The organism is Parabacteroides sp. KHUB-01, assembly GCF_056640935.1.
This window is the reverse complement of sequence record NZ_CM153256.1, coordinates 2,950,244-2,968,804: the sequence shown is the minus strand read 5'-3', so window position 1 is coordinate 2,968,804 and position 18,561 is coordinate 2,950,244. Positions and strand designations below refer to the sequence as shown.

Below are 18,561 nucleotides of genomic sequence, written 5' to 3'. Positions count from 1 at the left end.
TGGACTTTTCTTTTATTTCTCAATTCTTACATTTTAAATTCATTTATCGTGAACACATTTGGTAATATATTCAGATTGACTTCATTCGGAGAATCTCACGGACCTGGAATCGGTGGAGTTATCGACGGTTGTCCTGCAGGTATAACTCTTGATATGGATTTTATTCAAAAAGAGCTTAACAGAAGAAAACCCGGACAATCACGTATCACAACTCCACGAAAGGAAGACGATGAAGTACAGTTCCTTTCCGGAATATATGAGGGTAAAACAACCGGAACTCCAATTGGTTTTATTGTATGGAACAAGAATCAGCATTCATCAGACTACGACAATATGAAACAAGTTTTCCGACCGTCGCACGCTGATTTCGGTTATTATACAAAATATGGTATCCGAGACCCTCGAGGCGGAGGTCGCTCATCTGCACGCGAAACCATTTCACGTTGCGTAGCTGGTGCGATTGCGAAACAAATACTTTCACAGCTTGGTATAGAGATAATTGCTTATACATCTCAGGTTGGTCCGATAAGTTTGAGCGGAACATATAAGGATTATGACCTTAACACTATCGAAGATAATCCTGTTCGCTGTCCCGACCAGGAAAAGGCTAAGGAAATGGAAGAGCTTATCGCTTCCGTAAAAGCCTCAGGCGATACAATCGGAGGAATTATCACTGGTGTTATAAAAGGTGTTCCTGCCGGTTTGGGCGAACCAGTATTCGGAAAACTTCATGCAGCACTTGGCAATGCCATGCTGAGTATAAATGCTGTAAAAGGATTTGAATATGGCGACGGATTCGATGCTGCTCTATACAGAGGCTCTGAAAGAAACGACTCTTTCTTCAACGATAACGGTAAGATTAGTACACGCACAAACAATTCCGGAGGTATTCAAGGTGGAATTTCCAACGGTCAGGATATTTATTTCCGTGTCGCTTTCAAATCCGTTGCTACATTGCTTATGGAACAGAACACTGTAGATACAGAAGGAAATGAAACCGTACTTAAGGCTCGCGGAAGACACGACCCTTGCGTTTTGCCAAGAGCTGTGCCTATCGTTGAATCTATGGCAGCAATGACTATACTGGATTATTATCTTATTAATAAATGTAAGCGTTTCGACTGTTTATGACAAAACTGTTTTTCCCAATATTTCTATTATTTATTATAGGAATGATGTCTTGTAAATCTTCTTCTAAAGGTTTAAAGTCTGAATCAAATAATAAAGTAGAGAATATAAATTCAATATCTGCAGCCTTACCGGTTGTATGCATATACAAGACAAAGAAAGATTACTCAAATCTTGTTCCTGTTATTATGGATGATAAAAAGGAAAGGATCGTATCTTATCCTCATCCTAACGACTTGAAATACGGTAATTCTTTGCGACTGCCTGTTCCTCTTAAACAAGGATATTGGCTGGACAACAAAGGCATCAACAAGAATGTTGCTTTTCTGAAATATACTTACGAAGAGTATAGCAAAATGAAAAAAGCTCCTTCTATTGAAGAGCTTAATGAAGCTATAATTGATAAAAATCCTTTGACCGATTTTCAAACTCTTGGTAAGAGGAATGAATATTCTGATGTAGTCAATGAGGTTAATGAATGGATTGAGAAGAATAAAACTATAGTTTTTGAACTCAATAAATAATACTTTTATGGCGAAGGTAAATCGGGAAATTCACCTTCGCCATAATTATATTACTCAAGCAATCTGATTACTTCATATCCCATACGGCTGTTGTGGTAAGGACATCGCCACATGCTGCACTTTTGACCGTCTTTAACCGGGATATTTTCCGGAGACACTGTGCCATACCACTCACCATATTCACTGTCAATCATATAAGTCTTTATCCAATTCCATGTACGGATAGCAGAGTCGTAATAACGCTCATCGCCAGAAAGTTTCCATGCATTCAGACAGCCAACAACAGTTTCTGCCTGACACCACCATGATAATTCCCTGTGATATTCATTTCCTTTTCTTTCATAAGTCATTGCACCATCCGGAGTCAGTCCTTCTTTAAGCGCAGCATCTGTCATTTTCAAGACTTTTGGTGTTATGGTCTTTAGAAGAGACGAATTGCCCAAAACTTCTGCAGCTTCTGTCACCAGCCAAGCAGTTTCGATATCATGTCCGTAGGAATCAATATCTTCCATACTATTCCATTTCATATCAAAATACAATCCAAGGTGTCCGGTCTGCGGATTATACATCTTCTCCGTAACAATTCCTATAAGAGCTTCAAGTCCGGAAGCCAGTTCGGGGTCTTTCCAAACTCTGTAGAGTGAAGTATAAGCTTCAAGAACATGAATATGAGTATTCATAGTTTTCGGGGCGATACCTTTTCCGTCATAACCATATCTTTCAGGTTTTTGCCAGTCGGAAGTGAAGGAGTCAATATATCCGTCATATTCCGGTTCTTTTGCATATTTTTCCAATGTTCTGTAAAGATAAATTGCCTCATCAAGACTAAGCTGGTTTCCTGTAGCCCGGAAATGCTCCGACAAACCATATATGGCAAACGAAATACCATAAGTCTGTTTGTCTGTATCAGCAGGTGTTCCGTCTGAATTCAGGCTCCAGAAAGCTCCTCCTTTTTCTCTGTCTATGAAATTTGCCAACAAATATTTCTGAGCTCTGTCGGCTAATGCTTTATAAGATTCGTCGCCAAAAATTCTGTAAGCCGAAGAAAAAGTCCATAATATTCTGGCATTAAGCACAAGTCCTCTTTTTGCTTCAGCATTTGGTGTTCCATCATATGAAAGTTCGCCATAGAAACCATCTTTGTCATCCGGCGAATATTTACTCCAGAATTCCAATATATTTCCTTTTAAATCAGAGGTTATATCCTCCTTTAATTCTGAAGGTTTAACTTTTGTCTTATCACTGCATGAAAATAATGCACAGGCAAGACATATTATCATTGAAATCAGTCGCATTCTAATTATATATTTATATGTTGTCAAATTAACTTTTTATCGACAATAAATAAGTAAAACATGTTTTGAACAATATATCCTGATCTTAAAACTAAGCCTTAGTTTATAAAAACTGAATTTAAATTTATAAAAACTAAGTCTTGATTTATAAAAACCAAGACTTAGTTTTAAGAATATATACTTAGCTCATAGATTATTTAAGTAATTGTTGCGCTGCAAGGACAAGGAACATATAGTGAGAAGAACCACCGCCAAGCACATATTCTGTCTGTTGCCACAAGAATGGGAATGTAAGCAATTCCGGGAAATCCGGACGTATAAGAGCTGTTCCTGAAATTACACCGCCAGGAATATACGACCAGTCCGCACGGTTAAGTCCATATCCGACAGTTGCAGAAACTGCACCAACACCAGATGCAAATGAAGCTGTGTTGCTACCAGGGTGACAACCCAAAACAAAATTCAAAGCATTGAAAATATAATCAGACTTGAACAAATCCGGATAACTCTTGTTCAAGAAATACTGGTTGAAACCAAAAGATTGTATTCCCCAACCTGCACCCCAGATATGCGGATGATATGGAATTCCATATGGAGTTTCGGTACCTTGCTCTTCTATCCTCTTGCTATATCCAACCAATGCTTTTCTAATTGCTTTCGAGAATTTAGCATCAGCCATTGCTTTGTCCGCACGCCCCAGGAACCAGGCAACTCTGTCGATATTCTCAACAATATAATCCTGTTTTGAAAGGAGATAAGATTTATATACATCTTCGCCGGTAGTCAGATAAAGTTCTACTGCAGCATGAATCTTGGCACTTGTTGATTTATTGTCTTCACGAGTTACTTTGAATAATTCCCGTGCAACGTCAAGAGACTGTACGCTCAATGTATCATTGAAGCCTTTCAATACACGCGACACTGCTGCCAAATGAGCTGCCGTAGTCAACTCCCTCGGTGGATTGTCTTCAGTGAAAACCCAACGGTCATCATCATTTCCTTTTACATTATCCGTCATACTACCTGCATCTCCCAAAAGGACATACTGGCGCAAGTCATTACAGATAATACCTCTGTAGAGGCGGCCCAACGCACGGTATCCGCCAACAACTGAAAGCGCACCATGCTCAACCTGCTGAAGCAAATCCGATTTTCCATCCGGCTGATGTATTTCCGTCACAAGCTTATTCTGGTCAATAGATGTTGCATCATAATCAACGCCGAAAGCTTCGTGTGCCAAGGCAAGAATGTAAGATTCACCACTTTGAGATTCAACACGCAAGTCAAAATCGCCGGCATCATGCCAACCGCCACGATTCAGACCGTGAACAAAATCTCCCGGTTTATATTTTGTTCGGGTATTATCATCCTGACGATAACCGTCAATATGATTAAGAGCAGGAGCCATACGGGCATCGTCGAGATGACAGAAATCGTGCCATACTCTATATTTCTCGTTTACACGCATATGGCACATCTGAACCGGAAGGAAATATTCCAATACCGGCTGCCATACTCCACGGTCGTAAACATCTTTTGCAATGCGGAACAGTGTGGACTGTGAATCTCCATACTGTATCTGATACATGCCTTCATCCTTTATGCCCGTGAAATCACATTTAAGATAATTGTATCTCAAGAAATTTCCCCATCGTTCAGGTTTGATGTCTGCCACCTTTTCACGTCCATTCTTGCCTAATCTGAAAAGTTGAGCTGTCTTGATTTCCATATCTCTCTTATCCAGCTCTATTACGGCAACTTTCGACTGAGAAGGATGATATCCAACTTGAGAAGTCTGTATCACAGGACTGTAAACCCAATCTTTTTCCACATTAGGAGTTATCACCCAACTTACAGCAGCAGTTGTTGCTCCGGAAGGAATATCACAATGAACCACAAACCATCCGTTGTTATGATTCATTCTTCCGTCATAAAGTTTCAAATCAGATTTTTCCGATACAATAGTGAATCTGCTGTATTCATCCTCCGGACAAACAGTGAAACTTTTACCTATAGCATAAGGTTCGGAAACAATATCATCAGCAATTATAGGATTATATCCGTCTTTTCTGGCAAGCTTGTTGAAATCAGCAATGTCGCCCGGAGTTTTTTTCATCTTATTGTTATCCCAAGCCTTATCTATATTTGAATCCCATTGCTGGGTTGGTCCGTTCGGCTGTCGCGGGAATATTCCGCTTTGTCCATCCATAAGCCAGGATTTTCCAAACAAGACGCCTGGGAACAACTCCATATTGAAACCAACCTTTCCGGCATATTCTGCAGGAATCGGACGGTCCAAATCAACTGTTACACGGACAGAATTTCCTTCTCCTTTCACTCGAACCGTATAATTAAAATGCAAATCCGGATAAATCATAGGATTGAAACCAACCATATGACGAGAAGAATCCGGATAACTCATATAGCTGACTATTTCATTATTTTTCTCATCAACAGTTCTGTTACGCTGCTTTGGAACCGGCTGACACTGTCCCGGAGTATGCTCCAATCTGATATCTCCGTTTGTTGCAATTCGGTGTCCGTGCATAATGATACTTACTCCGCCCTGATGACCTTCTGGATAAATATCATCAAAAGCCATAACGTCCACACCATAATTCGAGAAATAGCCTTTTTCGCCTAGTTTGAAATCCTGGGCGTTAATTAATGCACAGGAAAAAAGAGAAAAGGCAGTTAAGAGGATTTTTTTGTTCATATATTTTATGTTTTTAAGTTTTTGAGTTTATTAGTTCTTTTCTATTTCATGTTTCGAATGTATAAAATCAATATTTACTATCATAAAATGTATGTAACGAAGAATTATAACTATGTTACATCATAGAAAAGGTCACTCTACTCCTTCCCCATATTCTCCTTCACATACTTCGACGGACTAACTCCAAATTCTTTTATGAATGCTGACCAGAAATAAGACTGGGAGCTGAAACCAACAGCTTCGGCTATTTCGTATATCTTCATTTCTCCACTAAGGAGTAATTCTGCTGATTTTTTCAGACGAGCCATCTTTATAAGATCGTTCGGTGTCAAATCAGATATTGAACGGACTTTTCTGTACAAAGTTGGTCGGCTGATATTCATCATTTCGGCAAGCATATTAACATCAAGGTCCGGATTTCCCATATTATCATTAATGATGGTATTAAGTTTGTCGAGGAATTTTTCGTCCGTTTTGGAATAGGCAATAGATTTCATATTTGCAATCGGCGACTTGAAATAGAATTTCCTTATATTATCCCTGTTTGAGATAAGATTGGAAACCTGTGCCATAAGTAAAGGCATGGAAAATGGTTTGTCAATATAGGCATCAGCGCCATGTTCCAATCCTTCAAGATGGAACTGGGTTGTAGTTTTGGCCGTTAGAAGTATCACCGGAATATGCGTATATTCTTCATTCGACTTAATATAGTGCAGTAATTCCAGTCCGTCCATAACAGGCATCATAACATCACTTATCACCAGTTGAACACTTTCTTTTCCTAATATTTCTGTTGCCACTTTACCATTTTCGGCAACATATACATTATATAATGTATTTACTTCCTCTGCAACGAATTTACGCATTTCACTATTGTCCTCAACTACCAGAACTGCTGGACGACCTTCCTCAAAACGCAATGACAAATCTGTTTCGTCAGATAAAGGAATATTTTCTTCTGTATGAATAGACTCTGGCAAATGTAAAGGCAGAACAAGACGAAACATTGTCAACCCTTCGTTTGCCGCAAAAGTTTCCAATGTCAAAGAACCGTTATGCATTTCTGCCAAAGAACGGGCAAACGGAAGACCCAGTCCTGTTCCTGTTTTTCCTTCGGTATTTACCTCAACTCTATAAAACGGTTCGAATATTTTTTCTCTTAATTCTGGAGGAACCGGCTTTCCATCATTAATGAAATCAATAGAAAAACTGTCATATTCTTCATTCATCGAAACACGTATAACTATGCTATGCTGAGCATATTTTATTGCATTCAGAAGAAGATTACTGAAAATCTTGGTTACAGCTTCACGGTCAACATAGGCATAAAGCTCATCCATCGTACAATCTATATTCAAAAGAAGATTGTTTTCGGCAGCAGATTCTCTGAAGAATTTAACATTTTCCTTAAGTAGAGCTATCATATCCGTACGCACAAAACTCAACTTGTAGCCGTCGGTTTCAGTCTTTCGGAAATCCAGAAGCTGATTCACAAGAGACATAAGGCGGGTAACATTTCTGTTCATCAAACGAAGAGATTCAGATTCTTTTCCTTGAATTACATTCGACATGATAATCTTCTCCAACGGATTCTTAATCAACGTAAGCGGAGTACGTATCTCATGGGCAATATTGATAAAGAAATCTATCTTTGACTGATATAATTCCTTTTCTTTCTTATCTTCAAACAATTGCATATTATATGCCATCTCTTTCTTTGCCTTAGCTTTCCATCGGTATATAAAGGAGATTATCATAACGAATACAGTCATTACAAATAAAAATCTGGCAAATGTGGATTGCCACCATGCGGGAAGAATGACTATATTCAAAGATGTAACTTCATCGCTCCAATGATTTGAGAAATCTGTGGCTTTCACTTCAAAGACATAATCTCCTGGCGAAAGATTGGCAAAATATACAGTATTTCTTCCACCAATCTCAATCCAACTTTGGTTACTTCCACTCAATCTGTATGCATATTTAACAGAAGCCGGAGCTATAAAATCCAATGTGGAGAAATTTATACTGAATGTAGATTCTTCATGTCCTAATTCTATTTTATGCTCAGATGATTCAGAAGGAATATTTATGACTTTTTTTCCATTGTCAAGTTCCAATGTGTGAAGATGAACTTTTGCGTGGCGTACATCCATTCTCATATCTTCTGGCCTGAAATGTACAAAACCTTTTACTGAACCAAAATAGAAATTCTCATCAGAATCCTTGAAGGCAGAATTTTCATTGAACTGTCTTGATATTAACCCATGGTTTTCAGTGAACGTAGTGATTTGTTCTGTTTTTGAATCAAATCTTACCAATCCATTTGCCGTACTTATCCAAAAGCACCTGTCATTATCACGCAATATACGGAACACAACATTACTAGGCATTCCGTCCTTTACCGTATAATGAATAGATTCACCTGTCTGGAAATCATATTTAATCACACCTTCGAGCGTCGCAAACCACATATTTCCATCAGTATCTTCACAAATATCATTTACAAGGTTATGTCTCTGAGTGTTCAACTTATCGTATGGCAAATACATGCCTGCATTACTTATAGGGTCATAATAGAAACTGCGATTGAACATACCGGTCCACACTCGTCCCAACCGGTCTTCATAAATACATCTTACAGAATATTCTGGAAACTGATGCATAAATTTAAAGCAATCATTGAGATAGTCATACTTGAACACACCATCGTCTGTTCCCACATATATATCTCCTTCCTGCAGAACTTTGATACAACGAACAGAGCTATTCTTAGTTCCCGCTGAATCTTTTAGTAAAGAATATCTCTTTATTACTTTACGGGTATTTATATCCATTCGGTCGATACCATGTATAACATGTCCTATCCACAAATCATTGTCAGAAACTGCCAGTCCACGAATGTTTGTATGAGCTATTCCTCCGTTTCCTCCAGGACGATAATTAGAGAATGCTCCAGTTTGTTTGTCCATACAGTTGATTCCGGCATCTTCTGTTCCCAGCCATATATTTCCATATTTATCTTTGCAAATATCACGGACCACTTCGCCTTGCATAAGATTGAAACTATCACCAGGATAATGAATTCTGAAAGGTCGGAACGGTGAACAATAATTTACACCACTCTGATGGAAACAAATCCATATACCATTTTCTCTATCCCTGCAAAAAGCAGAAATATATTGACTGGACAAAGAATTAGGATCAAGAGGATCTTGCATTACTCTTTTATATTTTCCCGTATTCAAATAATATATTATCAAACCAGAATCTGTTCCTATCCACAATTCGTTTTCATCTATTTGAAGAAAGCAGTTTATCAGGAATGTTATATTATTTGAACTCTGTATATTCAAATCCTGTACTTTAAGAGAATCTGCATTCCATATTTTTATATCATCATGCTCATATGCTACAAAAATGCTGTTGTTATATGAAGAAGGATATAAATGTAGTATTTTCCTTGGTTCGGAATTCTCGAATAATGAATATGACTGAACTGTTCCATCTTCTTCAATAATAGACAGAGAACCGTTACTGTCGCCAACCCATAGTTTTCCATTTGCAGTCAGACATAATGAAGTATAAGAAAACTGTTCCGGATGTGAATATATTTTATATTGATCCAAGGACAAATCAAATCTAATAAGATTTCCTTCCATAAGAACCCAGAGGCGGTTGTCATTGTCAAAAAGGAAACGGTCAATTCTTTTATCCGCTGTTATTGGCAAAATGCTGAACATCTCTTTTTCTTGCTTGAAACAGAACAAGCCGGAAAATGTTCCTACCCACAAGTTTCCATCCTTATCACAGTTTAAACCAGTAATCCAGTTACTGCCTAATGTTCCCTGCATTTCGGGATCATGTCTATACACTTTGAAGTTATAACCATCGAAACAATTAAGTCCATCGCGTGTTCCAAGCCATATATAACCATTGTTATCCTGAACACAACTTGTGACCATATTATCACTCAATCCATTTTCAACCTGATAATGCCTGAAAATATAATTTATCTCTTCAGATGAGACGTATTGTGATGATACAAAAAATAAAATTACAATTGTAAATATGGTAAATATCATAATAAACAATTTAGGTTTAACGCCTTAAAAGTAATAAAAAACAAATCAACATTTAGATATTTTCTCATAAATATCATATTTTATCTCATGACAAATAGAAAATATAAAATTGATAATAAATATAAAAACAAAGAAACTATTTCTGTCTTTGCTATTGGACCTTGAATCTACATTTGCACAAAACCTTTATTATTTATAGCACTTAAAAACTAATTATTATGAATAGTACCAGTAAAACTACAAAAGCCAGCACAAAAGTACAGTTATGTACAATGATGTTCCTGCAATATATGCTTAGCGCAGTATGGTGGGTTCCTTTGGCAGCGTATTTATCACACACATTAAAACTTGAAGTTTATCAGATTTCATTAGTTCTAAGTTCAATGGCAATCGGTGCGATGGGTTCATCTTTTATTGGAGCTATTGCTGACAGATATTTCTCTGCCGAGAAAATACTTGCCGTACTTAATGTATTGACAGGATTATTTCTGTTGATAGCTGCACAGCAAGAAAGTTTTCCTTTACTTATGGTTAGCGTTGTATGCGCAATGCTATGTCATATGCCAACACAAAGCCTCACGAGTACAATTGCAATGCAACATACTCCGTCAGAGCAATTTCCTAGAATAAGGATGTTCGGTTCTGTTGGTTGGGTTTCTTCCGGTATATTCAGTATAGTTGCTTTACATATTATTAATATTCCAGCTTTCGACGATACTAACTTGCCTATGTATTGCGGAGCTGCTGTCAGCTTTATTGCTGCTTTATTTAACTTAAGACTTCCGAATACGCCACCGGCAATAAAATCTAAAACTATATCTTTTATGGATATAACAGGTTTGAGCGCATTTTCACTGATGAAGGATAAGAATTACCGTACTTTTATGATTCTTACTTTCCTGTCAATAATTCCTTTTACCTTATACCATGTCTATGGTTCTATGATTCTTGCGGACGAACATGTTCAGAATATCACCGTTACATTGAACTTCGGTCAATTGGCAGAAATGTTCTTCCTTGTAATAACTACTTCTATCCTTGTCAAAGCAGGAATCAAGAAAACATTGATTTTAGGATTATTTGCTCTATGTATTCGTTATCTGGCATTTTTTGTAGGTGCTGAAACCGGAATGCAATGGTGTTATTATATAGGAATTATCGTTCACGGACTTATATTCGGATTATTCTATGTAAGTGGACAAGTTTATACCGACAATATTGCTCCTAAAGAAATGAAAGCAAGAGCGCAAGGCCTTTTGTTCTTCCTTGTTTGGGGTGTTGGTTTCCTAATCGGAACTCTTTCAAACGGATGGTTGATTGACGTATTCCGTGACGGAGAAATGTGCGACTGGCCAGTATTATTTATCATATCAACAGTTTCTTCTTTCATACTACTGGTGATTTTCGCATTGTTCTTTAATCCACAAAAAGAGAACTAGTCGATAAGTTTTGCAAGGCTACAAGCTTTTTTAGATTTAGCAAAGGTTACATATAGCATAAAAATAAATTAGCTCTGAAGGAACGACAATAAACGAATTGTTTCACTCCTTCAGAGCATTTATTTTGTCATAGTCAACTAAACTATTTTCACGACTGCTTTTTATAAGTCACAATCGCCGCAATATATAAACTTACAGCCATAGCAGAAAGTACTGCAAGGCGTGGAGTTATATCCAAAAGAGTACTTCCCTTCAAATATACCATTCTCATTATTTCAATAAAATATCTCAATGGATTGGCATAAGTAAGAGTCTGCGCCCAATCAGGCATACTGCTGATTGGAGTGAACAGTCCGCTCATAAGAATAAACACCAGGACACAAAACCACATCACAAACATTGCCTGTTGCATTGTGGATGAATAGTTTGATATAACCAAGCCCAATCCTGATATAACAAATACAAATATCATTACAGACAAATATATGACTGATATGTTTCCTTCGGGTGTTATTCCATATACAAGCCATGCTAGTGTAATACATATAGTAAATACGACAAAACCAACCAGCCAGAACGGAAAGAGTTTTGACAATATAAAAGTAAAACGACTGACAGGGCTGACATTTATCTGCTCTATTGTTCCTATCTCTTTTTCCTTTACAAGATTAAGAGCAGGCAAAAATCCGCAAATCATGACAAGCAGCATAGCCATAAGAGCCGGAACCATAAAATGTCTATAATCCAAATTACTGTTGAACAAATATCGAACTGACAAATCCATTCGTGACGGATTTATCATCCGCTGCAAATAATAATTTCCCAAACCTCCTTTTATTCCGTCAACAGCATTCACCTTAACTAAAAGAGAAGGTGATTGCCCGTTCTCTTTATCTTCTTCAAATCCTTCCGGTATTTCAAGGATAATATCAACTTTATCTTTGTCTATCAGCATTTGTGCCTCAGAAGAATTACTGCATATATCAACTAGATTGAAAAATCTTGAAGCATCAATCTGACGTATAAGTCTGCCGGACTCCGGACTATTGTCGGCATCTGTTACTGCTATCCGCAAGTCTTCCACATCCAGTGTCGCTGCCCATGGCATTACGAACATAATCATACATGGAAAAAGTAATATCAAACGAGGGATAAAGCTGTTGCGCCTCATCTGCTTGAATTCTTTTGCTATTAGGTATATGAGAGACATATATTTTGAGTTTTTAAGTTTTTGAGTTTATTAGTTGAGAAGTCAACAAGGCTTCAGGGAACAAGAAATTTCTTCTTGACTTCTTAACTACTTAATTACTTGACTTCTTAACTACTTGACTTCTTATTTTTTAACTACCCGACTACCTGACTTTTGAATTTCCTGACTGTCACTATTATAAGGAACACTGCCATAAAGAATAATATCAATATTTCTTTATACAAATAAATCACCGGCGCTCCTTCAATCATTATTCTTCTTACAATCTCAACAAACCATCGTGCGGGAATAATACATGAGATGATTTGCAGCGGCAAAGGCATACTTTCTACCGGAAATATTATTCCGGACAGAAGCAGTGTTGGAATCATCAGAACTACGGCTGAAACCAAAAGTGCCGTAAGCTGTGTGTTTGTCACTGTGGAGATAAACAATCCTAAGCTTAAGGATACGACAATAAACAACAATGAAACAAGAACAAGGGCTACAAAACTACCAGCTATCGGAACACCCAAAACAAAAACAGAGAGTAACAATATTGTCGCCAGATTGACAAGTGACAATACAATATAAGGCACTGCTTTTGACACAACCACAAACAAAGGACTAACAGGCGAAACCAACAGAACTTCCATTGTTCCGTATTCTTTCTCACGAACTACGGACACCGATGTCATCATAGCACATACTAGCATCAATATTAAACCCATCACTCCGGGAACAAAATTATACGCACTTTTCATTTGCGGATTATAAAGCATCTTTGTCATAACATTTATGTTCTCATTTCCTGTGTTTGGCAAAACTGATGCTGCTTCTTTTTTTTCCGATATAATCTTTGCCAAAGCAAATAAAGCATAGTTTCCACGAGTGACGCCTTGATTCGGTTCCGTAGCGTCAGACAAAATCTGTAATTGGTCGGTACTGAAAGGTTTGTTTCCATAATCCGGAGAAAGAACCAACGCCAATTCTATCTTGTTGCGCCGAAACAATGTCTCCAGTTCTTCCTCCGAATTGACAACATAATCCACTGAAAAATATTCGCTGGCATCAAGCTTGTTTACAAGATACCTTGTATCACTATTATTGGAAGGAGCAAACACAGCCGTATGTATATTGCGTATTTCCGAAGAAATAGCAAAACCAAACAAAACAATCTGAACAATCGGCATAACTATCAGTATAAGCATAGTCCGTTTGTCCCGAAAAATATGATAGAATTCTTTCCTTATGAAAGCTGTGAACTGATGCATCGTAATAATCTGTCTTAACTGTTTAACAAATATCATTCTTTAATAATCGCCTCACGTGCAAGTTTTCTGAACACTTCATCCATATTTGCTGCTCCGAATGTTTTCTTTAGATTTGCCGGTGTATCAAGAGCTTTTATTTCTCCGTCCACCATCATTGATATGCGGTCGCAATATTCTGCCTCATCCATATAATGAGTCGTAACAAATATGGTTATTCCACTGTCAGCAGCTTTATATATCAGTTCCCAAAACTGTTTTCGGCTCAACGGATCAACACCGCCGGTCGGTTCGTCAAGGAATACGAGTCTTGGTTTATGCAATATAGCTACAGAAAAAGCCAGCCTTTGTTTCCAACCTAAAGGAAGCTGCCCCACAAGAGTGTCAGCCTCATCAGCAAGAGAAATACTCAAAAGTACAGATTCAGCCCGCTGCTTTATTTCTTTTCCCGGTATTCCATATATTCCAGCAAAAAGGCGGATATTCTCATAAACAGTCAAATCATCATAGAGAGAGAATTTCTGGCTCATATAACCAATCTCCCGCTTTATCATCTCGCTTTGAGTTGCCACATCATATCCCATAACCTTTGCCGAGCCGGCTGTTGGTAAACTCAATCCGCAAAGCATTCGCATTGCAGTTGTTTTTCCAGCTCCGTTGGCTCCAAGGAAACCGAATATTTCTCCTTTCCTTACCCTGAATGAAATACCTTTCACAGCCGTGAAATCTCCAAACTTCTTTACAAGTCTGTCCACTTCTATTATATAATCCTCATCATCTTTTTTATCCGAACGAAGCAAAGGCGGCGGACAAAGAATCTCACTGAATTGCTCAAGTATTATTTCCGGTTTGTCAATTCCCTTGATTTCGCCCTCATAAAGAAAAGCTATACGGTCACAGCGCAAAGCTTCGTCCATGAATGGAGTTGAAACGACAACTGTGACTCCTCGCTCCTTCAACCTACGGAGCATTTGCCAGAAATCCTGGCGGGAAACTGGATCAACTCCGGTTGTTGGTTCATCCAAAAACAAAATATGCGGCGAATGAATCAACGAACAGCAAAGAGCCAGTTTCTGCTTCATTCCACCGGACAAAGCTCCTGCCCTTCTGCCGCGGAATGGAAGAAGCTGTTCATATATTTCCTTTATCAGTTCATAATTCTCTTCGATGCTTGTTCCGTAAACCGAAGCATAGAATTTCAGATTTTCCTCAACACTCAAATCCTGATAAAGAGAAAAACGTCCAGGCATATATCCGACTTTACGACGTATATCCATATAATTGCTTTTCAAGTCGGAGCCCAATATTTCCGCATTTCCGGAATCGGGAGCCATAACCGTTGACAAAATACGGAACAAGGTTGTTTTGCCTGCTCCGTCCGGTCCGATTACTCCGAACAATTCTCCTTCTTCAATCGAAAACGAAATATCATTCAAAGCTTTCAGCTTACCGAATGTCTTACATATATTATATGTATTAATAGCCAAATTCATATTGATGCTGTTAAGCGTTCGTTTCCTTGTCAGTCTTTGATAAACTTCACTTCGCCAAACATTCCGAGCTTTATTGAACCATCATTGTTCACTGATATTTTTACGGCATATACAAGATTTGCCCGTTCATCGTCCGTAATAATATTCTTTGGAGTGAATTCTGCCTCGCCGGAAATCCAAATAACTTCGCCATCAAATCCTTTTCTGGTTTCATTTCCATAACTGGCATAAACTTTGGCTTTCGTTCCTATATTTACTTCTGCCAACTGTTCTGAAGTTATGTAAGCGCGAATAAACACATCATCCATATCGGCAATCTTGAACAGAGGTTTTCCCTGAACGGCATATTCTCCTTCTTCAGCATATTTTGACAAAACAAGACCGCTGATTGGTGATTTAACATAAGACTTATCCAATAAATCCTCTATCTGAGCTCTTTGTATATCAAGAGATGAACTTTGTTCATTCAGACTGCTCTCAGTATTAGACAATGACGACAATTGAGCCTCAAGTTGTCTGTTCAATATATTCAACTGCGAATTCCAGTCGTCGAGCTGTTTTGTCCCTGCTGCATTAGCCTCAACAAGTTTGGCAACACGGTCTCGTTCCTTCTCAGCTTTTGCAATCTGTTCGCGCGTAACGGCAATCTGTTTATTGATGTCCGGTCTCTGGCTTACAACAGATTTGGCATTTGCCATCAGCTGCAGTTTCTTGAGATAAAGTTGGGCCGTGTCGATAATTGCAACCTCATCTCCTTTTTCCAATTTATCACCTTCTTTAGCTTCGAATGAGATTATTCTGCCTCCAGTTTCTGCTGAAACTGTCACTTCAGTTGATTCGAAAACTCCGGTTGCGTCATATTCTTTTTCGGAAGAACATGACACAAAACCTAATATTGATATAAATAATAGAAATGCTTTATTCATAATGATTATTTTATTATAGTGATTTCAAGTTTCGCAAGTTCTATTTTCAGATAACAAGTTGACAAGAAGACAAGTTAACAAGAATTTTAGATAATAAATTATAAAGTTACGGAGGTTTTGACCTTGTTAACTTGTCTCCAGATTCAAAGCCTCATAAATTCATAAATCCTCATCAGATATTCAATTTCGTGAATATCTTTTGCCTGTTTTGCCAGACTTTCGGCATTTATCTCCCTGATATGGTCAGTTGCAGAAATAGTTCCGTTGGAAAGTTTTGCTTCGGAAGCTTTTCGTATATTGCCTCTCAGTCTTATTATCTCATCATCTTCACGGAGCTGTTTTTCCAAAGCTTGCATCATTCCTTCTTTTTCACGTTTGCGAAAATCGTTGTTGACAACAAATGTTTCACGTTCTGCATCAATCGACTTTGCTTTTTCCGACAGCAGTTTACGGCTATTCTTCAAAGTATAGAGACTGCTGATATTCCAGTTCAGCCGTGCTCCAACAATATAATATGGTCTGAACTTATCCTCAAGCATATTAAGTCCCGGATTTCCATAACCACCTTGTGCAAACAAACTGAAACGTGGCATATAAAGTGTTTTCAGTTTCTGCATTTCATTCTCAACTGTACGCATTCGGGCATCATACCACAAAAGCTCCGGACGCTGAAAGTCAACATCTTCTGCCGAAGCCAACATTTCGGGACGGACAAAGTTATCTTTTTCATCCATTTTCTTTCCGGTGAGAAGTGAGAGCATATCAATATATGAGGCGCGGCTCGACTGTAGAACTGCACGTTTCTGCCGGACTCCAAGAATTTCAACCTTGACGGCATCCACTTCCGACTGACCTACAATTCCATTATTCCTCAAAGCCTCGACGCATAAAAGACTACTCCGTAGGTTTTCCTCGAGCAAGCTATTCTGATTGAGCTGAGCATCGAGCAGTAATATTCCAAAGAAAATATTATTCACTCTATCTTCCAGTTCATGCATCGAGATGTCGAGCTTGCGCTTGTTTTCTTCTGCCACCAGACTTGCGTTTCTTTTGCTGTTGGCTTTCTCTCCTCCATCCCAAATATTCTGCCGCAATTCAATCATAACACGATACTGGTCTTTGGGCTGTCCGTGAAAATCCAGATTTGGAATCTCGAAAGGCAAAGTTGTAGCATCACTCTGATATGAGACGCTGCCGGACAATTGCAACTGCGGATAATTTCCGGATTTGATATTTGCCAAAGTGTATTGCACCGACAAAGAAATAAGGTCATACTGTTTCGCCAAAGGATAATTTTCCCTTGCCAGCGAACAACATTGCTGCAATGTTATTTGCGACAAAAGATTCATATTCATAAATCCCAATAAAACAATTGTCAGAATGTATTTCATATGATTCAATATTTAATTGATTGACAACTAAAAAAGCCAACTTCGTGAGTTTTCACAAAAATAGACATATCAAATCTTAAAATCAGCTCTATTTTCACTATTATATGTTCTATTTGTATGATAAAACACATATTTCAAACATTAATGGCATTATAATATTATCTTTACGGGAAATATCTCTATAATTATGAAAACAGAAAAGCTCCCAACGCTGTCGATGAAGCAACTCTCCAGCCTGCACATAACATCCGAAAATGAATTTCGTTTTCTCAATCCGGATATTGGTATGGTTCGTTCCATAAAAGGTATAAGTGAGTTTTTCAACACAATAAGAATCCTGAAGCAACCATACCGGCTAACGGAAGGAAGAATAGCCAGAATTCTTTCCGGAAACGCTTCATTACGAATAAATCTGAAAGAAACAACATTCCACAAAGGAGATTTAATTGTAGCATCAGCAGGGACAGTTATGGAAATAATGGACATCTCTGACGATTTCGATATATGTATGCTTGCCTTTCACAACAGCTTTATGGACGGATGGCAAAAGGAAGATTTTATGCAGGACTATCTGCACAAAAGGCTATTCGTTCAGTTGCATCTGAATGATAAAGACTCTGAACGCATGAGCACCATAATGAATCTTCTTTGGGAAATAATCAGAGACAAACCTTTTGCTAAGGAAACAGTAAGAAGTACGATTTCCATGCTCTTCCATCAGATTGAATCATTCTGCAATAATATACCTTCGGAAACCAAAGCTTCGGGAAAACGTGAAGATGAAGTGTTCAATATTTTCCTAGAACTTGTCAATGACAAAGCTATCAGCCAAAGATTCGTAGGTTTCTATGCCGAAAAATTATGCATAACACCCAGACATCTTTCTTTCCTTATAAAAAAGGCAAGCGGACGCACTGTGATGGATTGGATTAATGACGCGATAATGCAGGAAGCTAAAATAAAGCTGAAATATTCCAATCTGCCGGTATATCAGATTTCCGACGAACTGAATTTCCCGAACCCTTCGTTTTTCTCAAAGTTTTTCAAAAGGCAATGCGGAAAAAGTCCTGAAAAATACAGGAAAATTCATTGATTCACCTAGGT

Annotated in this window: 12 protein-coding genes; 4 read left to right on the top strand and 8 right to left on the bottom strand. The window is 38.1% G+C overall.

Annotated elements, in window-relative coordinates; translation table 11 throughout:
- Positions 1-48 precede the first annotated feature (48 nt).
- The gene (gene aroC, locus ACYIAR_RS12640; protein WP_480329910.1) at positions 49-1,131 is read left to right on the top strand and encodes a chorismate synthase; all 1,083 of its coding nucleotides are present in this window, start codon (positions 49-51) and stop codon (positions 1,129-1,131) included.
- Between the two features lie 41 nt (positions 1,132-1,172).
- Positions 1,173-1,652 carry a hypothetical protein gene (locus ACYIAR_RS12635; protein WP_480329908.1) on the top strand — a complete coding sequence of 160 codons (480 nt, stop codon included), beginning with the start codon at positions 1,173-1,175 and terminating at the stop codon, positions 1,650-1,652.
- 50 nt (positions 1,653-1,702) lie between these two features.
- Here ACYIAR_RS12635 and ACYIAR_RS12630 read toward each other — a convergent pair whose 3' ends face one another.
- From ACYIAR_RS12630 to ACYIAR_RS12620, 3 genes are all read right to left on the bottom strand, one after another.
- The gene (locus ACYIAR_RS12630; protein WP_480329906.1) at positions 1,703-2,947 is read right to left on the bottom strand and encodes an AGE family epimerase/isomerase; all 1,245 of its coding nucleotides are present in this window, start codon (positions 2,945-2,947) and stop codon (positions 1,703-1,705) included.
- Positions 2,948-3,140: 193 nt separating this feature from the next.
- Positions 3,141-5,663, bottom strand: coding sequence for a glycoside hydrolase family 9 protein (locus ACYIAR_RS12625; protein ID WP_480329904.1), 2,523 nt, complete (start codon positions 5,661-5,663; stop codon positions 3,141-3,143).
- A 137-nt stretch (positions 5,664-5,800) separates the two neighbouring features.
- Positions 5,801-9,748, bottom strand: a complete 3,948-nt coding sequence (locus tag ACYIAR_RS12620) for a two-component regulator propeller domain-containing protein (protein ID WP_480329902.1) — start codon at positions 9,746-9,748, stop codon at positions 5,801-5,803.
- A 218-nt stretch (positions 9,749-9,966) separates the two neighbouring features.
- On the opposite strand from ACYIAR_RS12620, the gene ACYIAR_RS12615 reads away from it, so the two are divergent.
- Entirely contained in the window at positions 9,967-11,187 is a 1,221-nt protein-coding gene (locus ACYIAR_RS12615; protein ID WP_480329900.1) for an MFS transporter, read from the top strand.
- Between the two features lie 148 nt (positions 11,188-11,335).
- Here ACYIAR_RS12615 and ACYIAR_RS12610 read toward each other — a convergent pair whose 3' ends face one another.
- The 5 genes from ACYIAR_RS12610 to ACYIAR_RS12590 all read right to left on the bottom strand — a co-directional run bounded on the left by ACYIAR_RS12610 (position 11,336) and on the right by ACYIAR_RS12590 (position 17,457).
- The gene (locus ACYIAR_RS12610) at positions 11,336-12,397 is read right to left on the bottom strand and encodes an ABC transporter permease (protein WP_480329898.1); all 1,062 of its coding nucleotides are present in this window, start codon (positions 12,395-12,397) and stop codon (positions 11,336-11,338) included.
- Between the two features lie 134 nt (positions 12,398-12,531).
- Positions 12,532-13,650, bottom strand: a complete 1,119-nt coding sequence (locus ACYIAR_RS12605; protein WP_480333647.1) for an ABC transporter permease — start codon at positions 13,648-13,650, stop codon at positions 12,532-12,534.
- Between the two features lie 32 nt (positions 13,651-13,682).
- Positions 13,683-15,140: an ATP-binding cassette domain-containing protein gene (locus ACYIAR_RS12600; RefSeq protein WP_480329896.1), complete on the bottom strand. Its 1,458-nt coding sequence runs from the start codon at positions 15,138-15,140 to the stop codon at positions 13,683-13,685.
- A gap of 29 nt (positions 15,141-15,169) precedes the next feature.
- Positions 15,170-16,066 (bottom strand): HlyD family secretion protein, encoded by an 897-nt coding sequence (locus tag ACYIAR_RS12595; RefSeq protein ID WP_480329894.1) that lies wholly within the window; start codon positions 16,064-16,066, stop codon positions 15,170-15,172.
- Between the two features lie 143 nt (positions 16,067-16,209).
- A complete protein-coding gene (locus ACYIAR_RS12590; protein ID WP_480329892.1) occupies positions 16,210-17,457 on the bottom strand; it encodes a TolC family protein in 1,248 nt (415 codons plus the stop codon).
- A 187-nt stretch (positions 17,458-17,644) separates the two neighbouring features.
- Between ACYIAR_RS12590 and ACYIAR_RS12585 the strand changes: the two genes are divergently transcribed.
- On the top strand, positions 17,645-18,550 hold the full coding sequence (locus ACYIAR_RS12585; protein ID WP_480329889.1) for an AraC family transcriptional regulator: 906 nt from the start codon (positions 17,645-17,647) through the stop codon (positions 18,548-18,550).
- Positions 18,551-18,561: the final 11 nt, after the last annotated feature.